This is a genomic window from Methylotenera sp. (assembly GCF_036401095.1).
Taxonomy (GTDB): Bacteria; Pseudomonadota; Gammaproteobacteria; order Burkholderiales; family Methylophilaceae; genus Methylotenera.
In genome coordinates this window covers 1-16253 of record NZ_DASWWA010000007.1, presented here as the reverse complement: position 1 = coordinate 16253, position 16253 = coordinate 1, and the positions used below count along the sequence as shown (strand labels likewise).

At 45.1% G+C, this 16253-nt stretch carries 13 protein-coding genes; 3 read left to right on the top strand and 10 right to left on the bottom strand.

Annotated elements, in window-relative coordinates; all coding sequences use genetic code 11:
- The first annotated feature begins 158 nt into the window (after positions 1–158).
- Positions 159–668: a GNAT family N-acetyltransferase gene (locus VGD82_RS05870; RefSeq protein WP_331019513.1), complete on the top strand. Its 510-nt coding sequence runs from the start codon at positions 159–161 to the stop codon at positions 666–668.
- On the opposite strand, the gene pepN is transcribed toward VGD82_RS05870, so the two are convergent.
- Together pepN and VGD82_RS05860 are read right to left on the bottom strand one after the other, a co-directional pair.
- Positions 665–3271, bottom strand: a complete 2607-nt coding sequence (pepN, locus tag VGD82_RS05865; protein ID WP_331019512.1) for an aminopeptidase N — start codon at positions 3269–3271, stop codon at positions 665–667. The genes VGD82_RS05870 and pepN overlap by 4 nt on opposite strands.
- A gap of 150 nt (positions 3272–3421) precedes the next feature.
- On the bottom strand, positions 3422–4612 hold the full coding sequence (locus VGD82_RS05860; RefSeq protein WP_331019511.1) for a glycosyltransferase: 1191 nt from the start codon (positions 4610–4612) through the stop codon (positions 3422–3424).
- A 284-nt stretch (positions 4613–4896) separates the two neighbouring features.
- Here VGD82_RS05860 and VGD82_RS05855 point away from each other — a divergent pair, with 284 nt between their 5' ends.
- Positions 4897–5658 carry a zinc dependent phospholipase C family protein gene (locus VGD82_RS05855; protein ID WP_331019510.1) on the top strand — a complete coding sequence of 254 codons (762 nt, stop codon included), beginning with the start codon at positions 4897–4899 and terminating at the stop codon, positions 5656–5658.
- A 78-nt stretch (positions 5659–5736) separates the two neighbouring features.
- Here VGD82_RS05855 and VGD82_RS05850 read toward each other — a convergent pair whose 3' ends face one another.
- From VGD82_RS05850 to rlmE, 5 genes are all read right to left on the bottom strand, one after another.
- Positions 5737–6273, bottom strand: a complete 537-nt coding sequence (locus VGD82_RS05850) for a phosphatase PAP2 family protein (RefSeq protein WP_331019679.1) — start codon at positions 6271–6273, stop codon at positions 5737–5739.
- Positions 6274–6506: 233 nt separating this feature from the next.
- Positions 6507–7862, bottom strand: coding sequence for a phosphoglucosamine mutase (gene glmM, locus VGD82_RS05845; RefSeq protein ID WP_331019509.1), 1356 nt, complete (start codon positions 7860–7862; stop codon positions 6507–6509).
- A 63-nt stretch (positions 7863–7925) separates the two neighbouring features.
- Positions 7926–8762, bottom strand: coding sequence for a dihydropteroate synthase (folP, locus tag VGD82_RS05840; protein ID WP_331019508.1), 837 nt, complete (start codon positions 8760–8762; stop codon positions 7926–7928).
- A gap of 162 nt (positions 8763–8924) precedes the next feature.
- Positions 8925–10823, bottom strand: coding sequence for an ATP-dependent zinc metalloprotease FtsH (ftsH, locus tag VGD82_RS05835; RefSeq protein WP_331019507.1), 1899 nt, complete (start codon positions 10821–10823; stop codon positions 8925–8927).
- 82 nt (positions 10824–10905) lie between these two features.
- Positions 10906–11526, bottom strand: coding sequence for a 23S rRNA (uridine(2552)-2'-O)-methyltransferase RlmE (gene rlmE, locus VGD82_RS05830; RefSeq protein ID WP_331019506.1), 621 nt, complete (start codon positions 11524–11526; stop codon positions 10906–10908).
- A gap of 72 nt (positions 11527–11598) precedes the next feature.
- On the opposite strand from rlmE, the gene yhbY reads away from it, so the two are divergent.
- Entirely contained in the window at positions 11599–11907 is a 309-nt protein-coding gene (yhbY, locus tag VGD82_RS05825) for a ribosome assembly RNA-binding protein YhbY (RefSeq protein WP_331019505.1), read from the top strand.
- A 74-nt stretch (positions 11908–11981) separates the two neighbouring features.
- Here yhbY and VGD82_RS05820 read toward each other — a convergent pair whose 3' ends face one another.
- The 3 genes from VGD82_RS05820 to carB form a co-directional block, all read right to left on the bottom strand.
- Complete coding sequence (locus VGD82_RS05820) at positions 11982–12419, bottom strand: DUF4149 domain-containing protein (protein ID WP_331019504.1); 438 nt, start codon at positions 12417–12419, stop codon at positions 11982–11984.
- 17 nt (positions 12420–12436) lie between these two features.
- Complete coding sequence (greA, locus tag VGD82_RS05815) at positions 12437–12919, bottom strand: transcription elongation factor GreA (protein ID WP_135278396.1); 483 nt, start codon at positions 12917–12919, stop codon at positions 12437–12439.
- 88 nt (positions 12920–13007) lie between these two features.
- Positions 13008–16211, bottom strand: coding sequence for a carbamoyl-phosphate synthase large subunit (gene carB, locus VGD82_RS05810; RefSeq protein WP_331019503.1), 3204 nt, complete (start codon positions 16209–16211; stop codon positions 13008–13010).
- Positions 16212–16253 lie beyond the last annotated feature (42 nt).

The window sequence follows — 16253 nt, the reverse complement described above, 5'->3', positions numbered from 1 at the left end:
ACAATAAAAGCCAACAATGTTGGCTTTTATTGTTTGGGTGGCGCGAATACGAAAATCCAGCTAACACTACAATCGTAGGTGCAGTGCTGAAATATTACCTATAATAAGGCGATAGCCCATTTCACCGTTTTATAACTTAGAGTATCAGCAGGTAGTGTATGAAAATTCGTCTAGCGACCAATGAAGATCGCGCCTCCATTTTAGCCATTATTGAACCCATTATCAGCGCGGGCGAAACCTATGCCTTAGATTCAAAAATGGGCAGTGCTGACGCCCTTAACTATTGGCTAGGTGCAGACAAAACCACCTTCGTTGCAGAAAACGACGGAGAGATTCTGGGCACCTATTACATACGCACCAATCAAACAGGGGGAGGTAGCCACGTTTGTAATTGCGGCTACATGACCTCAGCGCACGCGACTGGCAAAGGAGTAGCGCGTACCATGTGCCAGCACTCGATTGATTATGCAAAGTCAGCAGGTTATCTTGCCATGCAATTCAACTTTGTGGTCAGCACTAACCACCGCGCAGTGCTGTTGTGGCAATCTCAAGGTTTTGAAGTGGTAGGCAAACTGCCCCAAGCGTTCAAGCACCCATCACAAGGCTATGTTGATGCACTAGTGATGTTCAGAACACTAGACGACAACCAACATAGCAAATCACCCTAGCCTTTTAAACTTTTACTCACTAACTCGAACACATCATTCGATAGGTTCGGTGTATTCATAATCGCTTGCAAGGCTTCTTGCATCTGCGTTTGCAGCACTGGTGTGTAGCGCTTCCATTCACGCAAAGGTGTTACCAAGCGTGACGCAATTTGCGGGTTAATCGCATTTAACTCAATAATGGCATCCCTTAAGATGGCATAGCCCTGCCCACTAGGATGGTGGAATTGCACAGGGTTATTAAGCGCAAAGGCAGAGTACAGTGAACGCACGCGATTTGGGTTTTTAATATTAAACTCATGGTGCTGACGCAGTTTTGCAAAGTCATCAAAAATGGCTGATCTATTCGCCATCGCTTGCAGCGTAAACCATTTATCAACCACCAGTTGGTAATCTTTAAAGCGTTCGTAAAAGTCAGCAAACACTAACTCACGCTCAGGCTGCGTGCTGTCTGATAAGCAAGCCAGTGCCGCAACACGGTCGGTCATATTATTAGCGCCATCATAGTGCGCTTTGGCTCTAGCAGCGCATCCGGTGCCATTAGTCACTGTGAGTAACTCAAGTGCAACATTCTGCAATGCCCTACGTCCCATGGCCGCTGGTGTCACTGAGAAAGCGCCCATGTTAGCGTTATCATCATATAAACGTGCTAAGGCATCTTTGTGTGCACGTTTAATGCTTTTAAGGATATGGGTGCGCGCTTGATCAATCGCTGCAGGGTCAATCACGGTTTGAGTTTGTGCAATCACGGCGATTGTAGGCAAAGTGAGTGCTCTGGCTAGTAACGCTTTATCACCTGCACCCGCGATCGCTTGCTCAATGATGATGCCAAAATCATTCACAAACTGTGAGATATCAGCCGTGGCGTCAGCCATCACACGCTCAATATTGCGCAGTGCAAGGGTTTGGCCAGACTCCCATTTATTGAAGCCATCCGTATCTTTCAACTGTAGCAGACGTAGGTCGTCATCACTTAAATCAGTTGTGAGTTTTACTGGTGCAGAAAAGCCACGCAAGATAGATGGCACTGGACGTGACGACACATGATCAAAAGTGAAGCTTTGTTCACGCTCGGTCATTTCAAGGACCTGTGTTGCATGTGTTTCATTACCCAGCGCATCTAGCAGCCCTACCGCAACAGGTATATGCAATGGTTTTTTATTGATTTGTCCAGCGGTATCAGGTTGCGATTGCGTTAAGCTTAAAGTGTATTGCTGCTGCGCTGCATTATATTGACCAGAGGCCTTTAATGTAGGAGTACCGGCTTGCTTGTACCACAAGAAGAACTGTGACAGATCGCGCCCGGAGGCATCTGCCATACACTGCACAAAATCATTACAAGTAACGGCATGCCCGTCATAACGCTCAAAATATAGGTCAGTCGCTTTACGGTAAGTGTCTGGGCCCAGCAAAGTATGCTGCATGCGGATAAGCTCGGCGCCTTTTTCATACACGGTCGTCGTGTAGAAGTTGCTGATCTCGATAAAGTTATCAGGCTGCACGGCATGTGCCAAAGGACTAGCATCTTCTGAGAATTGTAGACGGCGCAATTGATCCACATCATCAATACGCTTCACCGCACGCGAACTCATATCAGCACTAAACTCTTGATCCCTGAATACGGTTAAGCCTTCTTTAAGCGATAGTTGAAACCAGTCACGACAGGTAACACGGTTACCGGTCCAGTTATGGAAGTACTCATGGCCGATTACGGCTTCCACACTGTCAAAGTCTGTATCAGTCGCAGTCTCCTGGTGAGCTAGTACTAACTTCGTGTTGAAAATATTGAGTGACGTGTTCTCCATCGCTCCCATATTAAAATCACTCACCGCGACAATATTAAACAAATCCAGCTGATATTCACGGCCGTACTTTTCTTCATCCCACTGCATCGCTTTTTTAAGCGACTGCATGGCATGATCGCACTGGTGCTCATCACCAGCGCGCACATAAATATGCAAAGCCACCTTGCGTCCAGACATGGTTTGGAACGAGTCTTCAATTCGCACTAAATTGCCAGCGACCAGCGCAAACAAGTAACAAGGCTTAGGAAATGGGTCATTCCATGCAGTAAAGTGGCGCCCATTAGCAAGCTCACCTGCATCGACCAGATTGCCGTTAGATAGCAACACAGGATACTTGTTTTTATCTGCCTCGATACGTACTGAAAACGTGCTCAATACATCTGGGCGATCTTGAAAGTAAGTAATGCGACGGAAACCTTCGGCCTCACATTGTGTGCAATAGCTGCCTTGGGACTTATATAAACCCTCAAGCGCAGTGTTAGATGCAGGATCAATCTCGGAGATAATGGTCAGGGTGAATTTTTCACCGGCATCTTTGATAGTCATTTCCTGTTGATTAATGGTATACGCATCAAAACTAACGCCATCCATCTCTACAGCAGTGATCACTTGGTCTTGCCCATTTAAAACCAAGTCGCCAGATAAAACGTCTGGCTTTTTAATATATTGCACCTCAGACCTCACAATTGTTTTGTCTTCAAACAACGTAAATGAGAGGTTTACATGCCCCACCCGATACGGTGCAGCCGTATAGTCTCTTAGATAAATAGTTTTTGGGGTAGCGCTAGATTCTATTTCCATAATTTAAGCAATAACTTGATTTGTTGTATTGCTTAACAGTATAAAAGAGATTGCGTTCGTATCATCTGCTTTCATCAACTCTTGATAGAAAATAACGCAGATTCCCACACGAAACTGTAGCCGCTTCACTCACAGTTGGTACCGCAGCAGTTAGGCGATTGACACATACGCGCCATCGACAGCAGGCCGTGCATTAATTAGCGCCCCATAAAACTGCACCATACGCTCGGCCTGTATAGAGGCCGTCCACTTGGCAAGCACATAAGACCTAGCCTGTACCCCCAGATCAAAGCGCTCTTCTGGGTACATTAACAAATGTTTCACTTTGTCGGAGAAGCCCGCCACATCATCTGGTGCGATCAAAGCCCCTTGCCCATCTACCAATATTGAGGCGGTGCCAAGCTCGGCAATCGCAACCACCGGTGTGCCTTGTGCCATAGCCTCGAGCAACACCAAGCCCTGTGTTTCACTTTTTGAGGCGAACACAAATACATCAGCCGCCTGATAGCAGGCATTAAGTTCTAACTCACGATTTAGGTAGCCAATAAACTGCACGTTATGTTTAAGCCCCAGTTCATGAGTTAAACGATGCAAGCTTGCTTCAGCAGGGCCCTCACCAGTAATAACCAGTAGTACATCTGGCACGTCTTGCACTAATACTTTCAGCATTTCCAACAAGAAAGCAATATTCTTTTCAAATGCAACGCGGCCTACATACAACAGCATAGGTCGCTCTAAAGGTATCTCGTACTTTTGCCTAAACGCTTTACCATCCGCACTTTTAAAGCTGTGCATTTGCAGGCCTGTGGGTACAACTTCTGCATTCACCTTAACGCCGTAGCCACGCAAAACATCCAGCATAGGCTGCGACGGTGCCACTATCGCATCAACCGCATTACATTGGCGCTTAGAGATCATTCTGGCAACACCTCGTGCCATGGTCTTAGGAATCCACGGTAAATAATGGTGTAAGTAATCTTCAAAAAACGTATGGTAGGTTTCTACACACGGCACATTTAACTCACGCGCCAGCTTTAAGCCTACATAATGCGCAACAAACGGGGTATGTATATGCACAAGGTCATACCTTTCGCGGCGTAGCCCTGGCAAACGCTGCAGCACTTCGCCATACTTCATGAGCTTGTCTTCTGGGTCAAAATAAATACTGCGTGCCGGGATGCGCTTAATCCATGATTCATCTTCGGTAGCAATACCGTAATCTGGCGCAATCAAGTGCACCTCATGCCCCAAGCCCTGCATCTGCTCGACAAAAGTTCTAATCGAGGTTGAAACGCCATTAATACGTGGGAAATATACATCAGATATAAATAGTATTTTCATGCGTGCTGTTCACCCATCTGTTAATAAATTCAATCCGTTATTAACAATATAAACATGCTTTATGACATTTTAATGAAAGAAAAAATCGGCCAACACCTCCAAAACAACTAACTAACATGCAGGTAATGTGTGATGCGTTTTCCATAAAACATCATCATATTGTCATTTTTATTTAATATGGCACGAGCACAGTGGCTAGCATGCAAGTACCTAAAATAATCAAACAATATTACTGGTGGCTGCCATGCTGCATATACTCGGCGGATGCCAATGCCTGGGGGCTGATGACCCACCTCTACTTTGCACAATCACTGTTATGGGCCATGCCGCTGCTAGACCCTAAGCTGCAAGCTGCCATCAAGAAGTTTCCAGACTTAGTCATGGCCGGCGCATGTATTCCTGACCTAGCGATAGTGAGTCAACCATTTAACAATACCCACGCATGGAAAAGTGCGCATCAGCTACTTGATGCAGCAGAAACTGATGAAGAAATAGCGATTGCAATTGGTTACGCCAGTCATTTATATATTGATGTCATTGCGCATCATCACTTCGTGCCCGCCCATGAAGCTATGTGGTTTAAAAGCACGATGTTCACCCATATCACCTCAGAGTGGGCCATGGATGCGTATTTAATGCCGCTCATCAAAACCTCACCGCATCGGTTGTTGAGCAAACACCACATTATCATTACCAGCTTCATCAGCACCCACTTTAATTGTGCTGAAGACATGACCAGTGCTGCGATTAAACGCCTAGCATTAGGGGATGCATTATTAAGGCTGGTGAAGCTACCGCAGTTTATTCATGGCTTTGCACGTTTGTTTGATCGCAGCCTTAGCCAAAATTTTGTGTATTACATCTCAAAAACGCAAATTGCGTTAGAGGACATAGGTAAGGTATTGGACGGGAATCAACCAGAATTTGACGCTGAATTAAAGAATATCAGCATAGAACAATTAGAATGCTGGCGTGAACAGTGCTTGAATCATTTACAGCATATGCACCCACAGCCGGTGCAATATTTCACACACCAAAAACACTAACAACTAGCAATTGCACACTAAGTTAAGTGTAAGCATATTGCTACATCACATGCTTAACACTACACAGCCATTAAAGCCTTATACAATCAAGAAAGACAAGCCTGCGATTGATGCACCAATTGCCGCACCAGCCAACACATCACTTGGGTAATGCAAACCCAGCACCACACGTGACAGCGCTACCATCACTGTAAACGGCACCAGTATAAAAGCTAGCTGTGGATAATAGCTTAAAGCCACCATGCTAAATACCACTGCATGCAAGGTATGGCCAGATGGAAAGCTGAATTTATCAAGCGGTTTACCAGTTAACCATATATCTTGCCTCACCTCGTATGGGCGTGGGCGCAGGGTTTTTCCTTTCAACCATTTATAAAACAAAGTACCAGATAGCCCGGCCAACCCCATGTGTAATACCGGCACCATGCCATCGCTGCCATACACCAGTAATACGGTTGCCATTAACACATACCAAAATACGCCATCACCCAGCCGGCTCGCTAATCTAAAGCTATCGCGAACCAAGCGATAGCGGCTGGTATGGTTAACTGCTACGCAAACATTGCTATCAAACTGATGCATGCGGTGCAGATATAAACGTGTTCTAGATGTCATCATTCACCTCCAATGTTTAGTTCCAAAACTTAGCTAAAGTGAGGCTAGCTTGTCACCGTAATGTGAACAATTGATGAAACAGAGATGAAGCTTTGTTGAATCGAAGACACTTAAGCAACTAAATGTTCATCCAACTAAAGCTATTGAGATAGGCAGCCACAGGATTACTATGAGCCGCCTACAAATGACTGTAAGGTGATCTGGTGAGCTACATCACCCTGATACGTAAGTGCTTAAGACGCAACCTGTTTGACTACATCCGCAATGCTTTGCGCCAACGTGGTGACTTGTGATTGATTTTCACCCTCCACCATCACGCGAATTTTTGGCTCAGTGCCAGAGGCTCTCAAGAGCACGCGCCCTGAGTCTTTGAGCTCAGCTTCAGCCTGTTTAACCGCAGCTTGAATCAAGGTGTTGCTCAAATCAATCTTATGCTTGGTAGTGACATTAATTAACACCTGCGGATAAAGTGTTAAGTCCGCACCTAACTCACTTAAAGTTTTGCCAGTCTGAATCACTGCATGCAGCACTTGCAACGCCGCAATAATGCCATCACCGCTGCTGTGCTTGTCCAGCGTTAAAATATGGCCTGAGTTTTCGCCGCCCAGTTGCCAATTATTTTGATTCAATAATTCAAGCACGTAACGATCCCCAACCTTAGCACGGGCAAAAGGAATACTCATCGATGCCAATTTATGCTCCAACGCTAAGTTGGTCATCAGCGTCCCGGCTACACCGCCCTGTAACAAACCAGCCTGCTGACGCGCAGCGGCAATGATGTACAGCAGTTGGTCGCCATCTAACAAGCGGCCAGTATGATCCACCATCATCACGCGATCGCCATCGCCATCAAAAGCGATACCTAAATCTGCCTGATGCTCGACTACCGCCTTCTGTAATGCTTGCGGATGGGTAGAGCCAACTTGTTCATTGATATTCAAACCATCAGGGTGGTTACCAATGACGACAATCTCCGCCCCTAACTCATGAAACACTGGTGGTGCCACATGGTAAGTAGCGCCATGTGCGCAATCCAACACAATTTTCAAACCACGTAAATCTAAATGGTTAGGGAAGGTGCTTTTACAGAACTCAACATAACGTCCTGCTGCATCATCAATACGACGCGCCTTACCTAATTTTGCAGACTCCATCACCTGCATAGGCTCATCTAATGCCGCTTCAATCGCATGCTCAACGTCATCTGGTAACTTGGTACCTAGGCTCGAGAAGAACTTAATACCGTTATCATAATAAGGGTTATGCGATGCAGAAATCACAATGCCAGCCTGCGCACGCAATGCTCGCGTTAAATACGCCACTGCTGGTGTTGGCATAGGGCCCGTGAGCAAAACATCTACACCAGCCGCTGACAAACCGGCTTCTAACGCAGCTTCCAGCATATAGCCAGAAATACGCGTATCTTTACCAATTAACACCGCAGGGTGTGCGCCTTTCGCCAAGTTGCTATCAATACTGGTCAGCACTCGCCCTGCCGCATAACCTAAACGCATCACAAATTCTGGCGTAATCGGTGCATCCCCTACGCGACCACGAATTCCATCTGTACCAAAGTATTTTTTACTCATTCATGTTTCTTTCAAGCGTTTAATTACAATTATAGGTTCGTTAGCAGCTTACCCATAGGCAAGCTAAGCAGGCAGTACAGCTGTCACAACCTTTAGCGCGTCTACCGTGGCCTTAACGTCATGCACACGCAGAATTTTTGCACCCTTCATGGCTGATATAACGGACGCAGCCAACCCTGCGTGCAAGCGCTGCAGCTCATCACCGCCTGCAATTTTTCCCAATACTGACTTGCGAGATAAACCAACCAACAAAGGACCTAGTTCGCCAATCTCACCCAAATGCTGTATCAACGCAATATTATGTTCTGTCGTTTTACCAAAACCAAAACCTGGGTCTAACACGATACGCTCTTGTGCGATGCCAGCCGACATCACTACCTGCATCCGCTCGAGTAAGAACTGCTTCACTTCGGCGACTACATCTTGATAACTAGGCGCAAGCTGCATAGTCTGCGGCATGCCTTGCATATGCATCAAGCACACGCCTACATTGCTGTTCGCAACAATTTCAACGGCGTGCTCTTCTTGTAGCGCTCGCACATCATTCACGATATCAATACCCGCCGCAATTGATTGACGCATCACTTCTGGTTTATACGTATCGATAGATAGCGGCACAGTAGAAACTGCGCTCAAGGCCTCAATCACAGGAATCACGCGACGCAACTCTTCATCTAGGCTCACAGGTGCAGCACCGGGCCTTGTAGATTCGCCGCCGATATCCAAAATATCAGCACCTTCTGCAATCAGCTCTAAGCCATGCGCCACTGCTAAATCGATACTGGTATATTTGCCGCCATCTGAAAATGAATCAGGCGTCACGTTAACGATACCCATTACATGTGGGCGGTTTAGGTAAAGCTGGTATTTACCGCAATTAAATTGATATTGAGTCTGCATATGTTAATTATACTAAATCCGACTTAAAGTCGTTAGGAAGTAAAGCTCTATCTTAGGACATTTGTATGTACACACATCGAGATAGCAGTAATCATGCATTTTTTTGGCAATAAAAAAGGCTAGTTTGCGCTAGCCTTTTTAGAATAAAACTACCTAATCAATTTAAGTATTGGCAGAGTGCTGCGGTTCGCCCGTAGCTGCTGGACTTGAACCTGAGTTTGATGAACCAGAGGCTGGTGGCACCTGCGCCTGTCTAGGCTTAGGCTCGCGCACAGGCTTGCCAGCCATGATGTCATTAATCTGATCAGCATCAATGGTTTCATACTCAAGCAAAGCTGCTGTCATTGCCTCAACTTTGTCACGGTTATCTTCCAATAAATGGCGAGCGATTGCATATTGCTCATCTAAAATCCGACGAATCTCAGCATCTACTTTTTGCTGCGTTGCTTCCGAAACAGTTTTAGAACTCATGCTGCCAAAAAATGAATCCTGCTCGTTACCGGTATACACCATCGTACCCATCGCATCGCTCATACCATAACGAGTCACCATGTCACGTGCCAGTTTTGTCGCACGCTCGAAGTCGTTTGATGCGCCAGTCGACATTTGATGCATAAAGATTTCTTCAGCGATACGGCCACCAAACAAAATAGAAATCTCTTCCAACATTTTGTCTTTATAGTTGCTGATGCGATCAAACTCAGGCAACTGCCAGGTTAAACCTAATGCCCAACCACGCGGCATAATCGTTACTTTATGCACAGGGTCAGCTTTAGGTAGCAACTTAGCAACCACTGCGTGACCAGATTCATGGTAAGCGGTATTGCGACGTTCATCTTCACGCATCACCATAGATTTACGCTCAGGACCCATGAAAATCTTATCTTTAGCATCTTCAAAATCCTGCATATCTACAGTACGCTTGTTACGGCGTGCTGCAAACAAGGCAGACTCATTCACCAGATTTGCCAAATCCGCACCGCTGAAACCAGGTGTACCACGTGCCAAGATATCCGCTTTCACATCTGGATCAATCGGCACTTTACGCATATGAACTAATAGAATCTGCTCGCGACCTTTAATATCAGGCAAGCCTACCATCACTTGACGGTCAAAACGGCCTGGACGCAGCAACGCTTTATCCAACACATCAGCACGGTTAGTAGCTGCAATCACAATCACACCTGAATTAGCCTCAAAGCCATCCATTTCCACCAACATTTGGTTAAGTGTTTGCTCACGCTCATCGTTACCGCCACCAGTACCGGCACCACGACTACGGCCTACCGCGTCAATCTCATCGATAAAAATAATGCAAGGTGCATTCTTTTTAGCATTTTCAAACATATCACGCACACGTGAAGCACCGACACCCACAAACATCTCTACAAAGTCAGAGCCTGAAATTGTGAAGAATGGAACCTTAGCCTCACCTGCAATCGCACGTGCCAGCAAGGTTTTACCTGTACCTGGAGGACCCACCATTAATACACCACGTGGAATACGGCCACCTAGTTTCTGGAACTTAGATGGGTCACGTAAAAACTCTACTAATTCAGATACTTCTTCTTTAGCTTCATCGCAGCCAGCTACATCAGCAAAGGTAGTATGGTTGTTACCTTCATCTAGCTGACGCGCTTTGCTCTTACCAAATGAGAATGGACCACCGCCTTTGCCGCCGCCTTGCATTTGGCGCATAAAGAAAATCCACACGCCGATCAATAAAATCATCGGGAACCATGACACAAAGATACTCATGAGCAATGATTGCTCTTCTTCTGGTTTTGACTCTACAGCAACATTATATTTAAGTAAGTCAGATACTAACCATGGGTCAGAAGGTGCATAGGTATTGAATTTCTTACCATCTTGCGTTGTACCGTGCAGAACTCGCCCATCAATCTGCACCTTGGCAACACGCCCACCTTTAACATCTTGAATAAATTGCGAATATACGATTTGGTTGTCCGCGCCACCCTTAACACCGGACAAGTTAAATACCGCCACAAGTATCATGCCGATTGCTATCCAAATAGCGACATTCTTAAACACGTTGTTCAAAATCTTTTCCTTTATCAACAACAATCACGCTTAAAATTTCTTAAGCATTTTCGATCTTACAAAAGCAGTTTAACCCAATTTTTTAAGGTTTACGACCTATTCCTAGCAAATAAACTTCACTGCTTCTATCGCGTGACGCCTTAGGCTTACGCGTCACTACTTTATCAAACATCTGACGCATATTTTGCAAGATCTCTTCGAAGCCAGCACCGATAAATACCTTGACCAGAAAGTTTCCACTTGGTTTCAACCATTCTTTACTAAAATCCAGTGCCAGCTCTGTTAAATAAGCAGCGCCGGCTTGGTCAACATCTTTCACTCCACTGATATTGGGGGCCATATCCGCAATTACAAGGTCCACTTGCACATTATTTAATGTTTGTTCCAATAATTTAAGTACTGAATCTTCACGAAAATCACCTTGTAAAAAAGTAACACCGCCAATAGGGCTCATCTCCAAAATATCCAGCGCAATCACTTTACCTTGGCCTTTCAAACGTTGCACCGCCACCTGCGACCAGCTGCCAGGCGCCGAGCCCAAGTCCACAATCGTCATGCCTGGCTTGATTAACTTATCTTTATCGTCAATTTCCATTAACTTGTAGGCTGCTCGCGCACGATAGCCATCTTTTTGTGCGAGTTTTACATATGGGTCGTTTAAATGCTCTTGCATCCAAGCTTTACTGGTACGTGTAGGTTTCATCGTTGATACTTTGCCATCAAATAAACATTGCTTCGTGTTAAAATAGTTAACTAATTAATTCTGTTAAAAAATATGAAACTAAGTACTAAACAAATCGCGCACCTACGAGGCCTTGCTCATAGCTTAAACCCAGTTGTCATGATAGGCAACAATGGTTTAACGGAAAATGTAGTTAAAGAAATCGAGCTTAACTTAAACGTCCATGAACTCATTAAAGTACAGGTAGCAGGTGATGACCGCGTGGCACGCAAAGCCATGTTTGATGAAATCTGCAAACTTACTAATGCTGTTGCTGTACATCACATTGGAAAACAATTGGTGTTTTACAGAGCAAGCAGCACCGTAAAAGAAAGTGCCAAGGTAATCATTCCTAAACTTTAAAAAACATTCGGCCTGCGTTTTATCACCAGGCCGAATGCTTAACTTGCTAATAGCGTTTAAAGTCTTGTTATCAACTAACGCGCTTTCAGCACCATCACTATAGCAAGTACGCACTCGAACACATAAGCTAAACTGGCAACACCATGCCAGTTTCTGAATCTATCCGCAAATACACTTTGCATCACATCCGCAGGGAAAGCTTGCGACTTCAAGCCCTCTAAAATTGGCTGTATACCAAAATGCCCAGCCAGCACCAACAGCAGCATCACAAACACCGCCCAAAAGAATCCTTGCTTCAAGGCCGCTGTACCAAACTGTGCTAAGCGATGAATCAACAGGTAAAATGCACTTGCAAAACCAATGTAAGTCACTACGTTAAATAGCTTACCAGCCAGACTACCCGCCAACTGCTTATCTTGCAGCGCATCAAACAGCACATATGCACTGATTCCAGTGCTCCATAATGCACCAGCCCACAAGGCAATCAGAATCAAAGATAGTCGGGAAGCCATGGTCATCACCTTATTATTTAGATATACAGTACATCAAGCACTTCATACTCTTTAACGCCACCTGGTGCAGATACTTCAGCAATGTCACCAGCAGACTTGCCAATCAAGCCACGCGCAATTGGTGAACTCACAGAAATCTTACCATTTTTAATATCGGCTTCATCTTCACCTACGATTTGATAGGTTTTATTGTCACCAGAATCCAAATCTTCAATGTTCACAGTTGCACCAAATACCACGCGACCTTCTGCATTTAGTGTTTGCGGGTCAATAATTTGCAAGTTAGATAACTTTGCCTCTAGCTCGGCAATGCGGCCCTCAATAAAACTTTGACGCTCTTTTGCTGATTCGTACTCTGCATTTTCAGACAAATCACCTTGCGCACGCGCCTCAGCAATTGCCTGAATAATATTAGGACGATCAACACCGCGCAAACGTTGTAATTCCTCTTTTAACAATTCTGCACCACGAACAGTTACTGGAAATTGACTCAATGCCATACTACACCCTCAAATAAAAAAGAAACCACACTCACATGAGCGTGGTTCCAGAAGTAAAATTATATTAGTAAACTAGCTTTAGTTTATTTTAGCTTAATTGTTTATGCAAGTTCTGTAGTGACTCTACTTGTATCTCTTGCATATGTGCCATACCAATACATGCAGCTTTAGCACCTGCAATTGTTGTGTAGTAAGTCACTTTATTTTGCAATGCTGAGCGGCGGATCTCATAAGAGTCAGCAACCGCACGCTTATCTTCAGTCACATTCACAATAAAGCTAATATCATCGTTCTTAATCATATCAACGATGTGTGGACGGCCTTCAGCAACTTTATTCACAGCCTGTACTTTTAAGCCATGCTCAGTTAACGCTGCTGCAGTGCCTTTGGTAGCTACCAACTCAAACCCTAGTTGATGCAATTGTTGGCCGATTTCCACTACTTTCAAATAGTCTTCTTTACGTACACTAATAAAAGCACGGCCACCTGCTGGCAGTTTGGTAGAAGCACCTAGTTGTGATTTTAGGAACGCTTCAGCAAAAGTACTACCTACGCCCATCACCTCACCAGTTGACTTCATCTCAGGCCCAAGAATCGTATCTACGCCTGGGAACTTGATAAACGGGAATACCGCTTCTTTTACTGAGAAGAATGGTGGAATGATTTCACGCGTCACATTTTGTGATGCAAGCGTTTGGCCCGCCATACAACGTGCTGCAACTTTAGCTAACTGCAAGCCACAAGCTTTAGATACGAAAGGCACAGTACGTGATGCGCGCGGGTTTACCTCCAGCACATAAACTGTTTCGCCCTGAATCGCAAACTGCACATTCATTAAGCCAACCACACCCAAGGCTTTTGCCATTTGTTTGGTTTGTACACGTAACTCATCTTGTAGCGCAGCAGATAAGCTATATGGTGGCAATGAGCATGCTGAGTCACCTGAGTGTACACCGGCTTGTTCTACGTGTTCCATGATGCCGCCAATGATGACCTCTTCGCCATCAGACAAGGCATCTACGTCAACTTCCAGCGCATCGTTCAAGAAACGGTCCAACAATACTGGTGACTCGTTAGAAACTTTAACAGCTTCGCGCATATAGCGCTCAAGCTGGCTCTGCTCTTGTACGATTTCCATCGCGCGGCCGCCTAGTACATAACTAGGGCGTACTACTAATGGGTAACCAATCTCCATTGCCAAGCGAATTGCCTCTTCCGGCGTTCTTGCCGTACGGTTTGGCGGTTGCTTCAACCCCAACTCTTGCAACATTTTTTGGAAGCGTTCGCGGTCTTCTGCTTTATCAATTGCGTCTGGTGTTGTACCGATAATTGGCACACCAGCTTTTTCTAAATCACGCGCTAATTTCAATGGCGTTTGGCCACCGTATTGCACAATCACACCTACTGGTTTTTCCAGTGCAACGATTTCTAATACATCTTCTAACGTTACTGGCTCGAAATACAAGCGGTCAGATGTATCGTAATCGGTAGAAACAGTCTCAGGGTTACAGTTCACCATAATGGTTTCATAACCATCTTCACGCATTGCAAACGCAGCGTGTACACAACAGTAATCAAACTCGATACCTTGACCAATACGATTCGGCCCGCCACCCAATACCATAATTTTCTTTTTATTGGTTGGCGCTGCTTCACACTCTTCTTCATAAGTTGAATACATGTAAGCGGTATTGGTTGAAAACTCTGCTGCACAAGTATCTACACGCTTGTATACAGGGCGTACACTTAATGCCTGACGATAAGCACGCACAGCATGTTGATCAGTATCTAACAATTTAGCGAGGCGTCTGTCAGAAAAACCACGACGTTTCAGTTGCAGCAAGGCAGCTTTGTCTAAGTCAGCAATATGCTTACCTTTTAGCGCCTGCTCGCGGTCAATAATATCTTTCAACTGCACTAAGAACCATGGGTCAATTTTAGAAATATTGAATACTTCATCAACACTCAAGCCCATTCTGAATGCATCACCTACGTACCAAATACGCTCAGGACCCGGCACACCAATTTCTTTGGTGATGGTGTCTAAATCTGTTGTCTTTTCGTCCAAACCATCCACGCCTACTTCAAGGCCGCGCAATGCTTTTTGGAATGACTCTTGGAATGTACGGCCAATCGCCATTACCTCACCCACAGATTTCATCTGTGTAGTTAAACGAGAGTCAGCCTGTGGGAATTTCTCAAAGGCGAATCTAGGGATTTTGGTCACAACGTAATCAATACTTGGCTCAAATGATGCCGGTGTTGCGCCGCCAGTAATCTCGTTACGCAGTTCATCTAAGGTAAAGCCTACCGCCAATTTAGCTGCAACTTTAGCAATTGGGAAACCTGTCGCTTTTGAAGCAAGCGCTGATGAACGGGACACACGTGGGTTCATCTCAATCACAATCATACGGCCATCATCTGGGTTAATAGCAAACTGTACGTTTGAACCGCCAGTATCCACACCGATTTCACGTAACACCGCCAATGAGGCGTTACGCATGATTTGGTATTCTTTATCAGTCAATGTTTGTGCTGGCGCCACAGTGATAGAGTCACCGGTATGCACGCCCATTGGGTCTAAGTTTTCAATTGAGCAGATAATGATGCAGTTGTCAGCAGAGTCACGCACCACTTCCATCTCATACTCTTTCCAGCCGAGTAGAGATTCTTCGATTAACAATTCATTAGTAGGTGAAGCATCTAAACCACGTTCGCAAATAGTGATGAATTCTTCGCGGTTGTAAGCAATACCACCGCCGCTACCACCCATAGTGAATGATGGGCGAATAATCGCTGGGTAGCCAATGCTAGCTTGTACTTGCAATGCTTCTTCCATGCTGTGTGCAATGGCAGAACGTGCTGAACCCAAACCAATTTTGGTCATGGCTTCTTTAAACTTTTGACGATCTTCCGCTTTATCAATAGCTTCTTTAGATGCGCCAATTAACTCAACGTTAAATTTAGCAAGCACACCGTGTTTGTCTAAATCTAAAGCACAATTTAATGCAGTTTGACCGCCCATGGTAGGCAGCAATGCATCTGGGCGCTCTTTTTCAATAATCTTCTCAACCACTTGCCAAGTCACTGGCTCAATATAAGTGGCATCGGCCATTTCCGGGTCGGTCATGATCGTTGCCGGATTAGAGTTCACCAAGATTACGCGGTAACCCTCTTCACGCAGCGCTTTACATGCCTGAGCACCTGAGTAGTCGAATTCACAAGCCTGGCCAATTACAATTGGACCTGCACCGATGATAAGAATTGATTTTATGTCTGTACGTTTTGCCATTAGATTTACTTTTTAACAAATTTGTCTTGCATCTATACACGC

Excerpts from the sequence above, each read along its gene's own strand:
- rlmE (WP_331019506.1), bottom strand. The coding sequence starts at position 11,526 with ATGAAACCTACACGTACCAGTAAAGCTTGGATGCAAGAGCATTTAAAC.
- VGD82_RS05855 (WP_331019510.1), top strand. The coding sequence starts at position 4,897 with ATGACCCACCTCTACTTTGCACAATCACTGTTATGGGCCATGCCGCTG.
- greA (WP_135278396.1), bottom strand. The coding sequence starts at position 12,919 with ATGGCATTGAGTCAATTTCCAGTAACTGTTCGTGGTGCAGAATTGTTA.
- VGD82_RS05860 (WP_331019511.1), bottom strand. The coding sequence starts at position 4,612 with ATGAAAATACTATTTATATCTGATGTATATTTCCCACGTATTAATGGC.
- VGD82_RS05870 (WP_331019513.1), top strand. The coding sequence starts at position 159 with ATGAAAATTCGTCTAGCGACCAATGAAGATCGCGCCTCCATTTTAGCC.
- pepN (WP_331019512.1), bottom strand. The coding sequence starts at position 3,271 with ATGGAAATAGAATCTAGCGCTACCCCAAAAACTATTTATCTAAGAGAC.
- VGD82_RS05850 (WP_331019679.1), bottom strand. The coding sequence starts at position 6,273 with ATGACATCTAGAACACGTTTATATCTGCACCGCATGCATCAGTTTGAT.
- folP (WP_331019508.1), bottom strand. The coding sequence starts at position 8,762 with ATGCAGACTCAATATCAATTTAATTGCGGTAAATACCAGCTTTACCTA.
- carB (WP_331019503.1), bottom strand. The coding sequence starts at position 16,211 with ATGGCAAAACGTACAGACATAAAATCAATTCTTATCATCGGTGCAGGT.
- VGD82_RS05820 (WP_331019504.1), bottom strand. The coding sequence starts at position 12,419 with ATGGCTTCCCGACTATCTTTGATTCTGATTGCCTTGTGGGCTGGTGCA.
- yhbY (WP_331019505.1), top strand. The coding sequence starts at position 11,599 with ATGAAACTAAGTACTAAACAAATCGCGCACCTACGAGGCCTTGCTCAT.
- glmM (WP_331019509.1), bottom strand. The coding sequence starts at position 7,862 with ATGAGTAAAAAATACTTTGGTACAGATGGAATTCGTGGTCGCGTAGGG.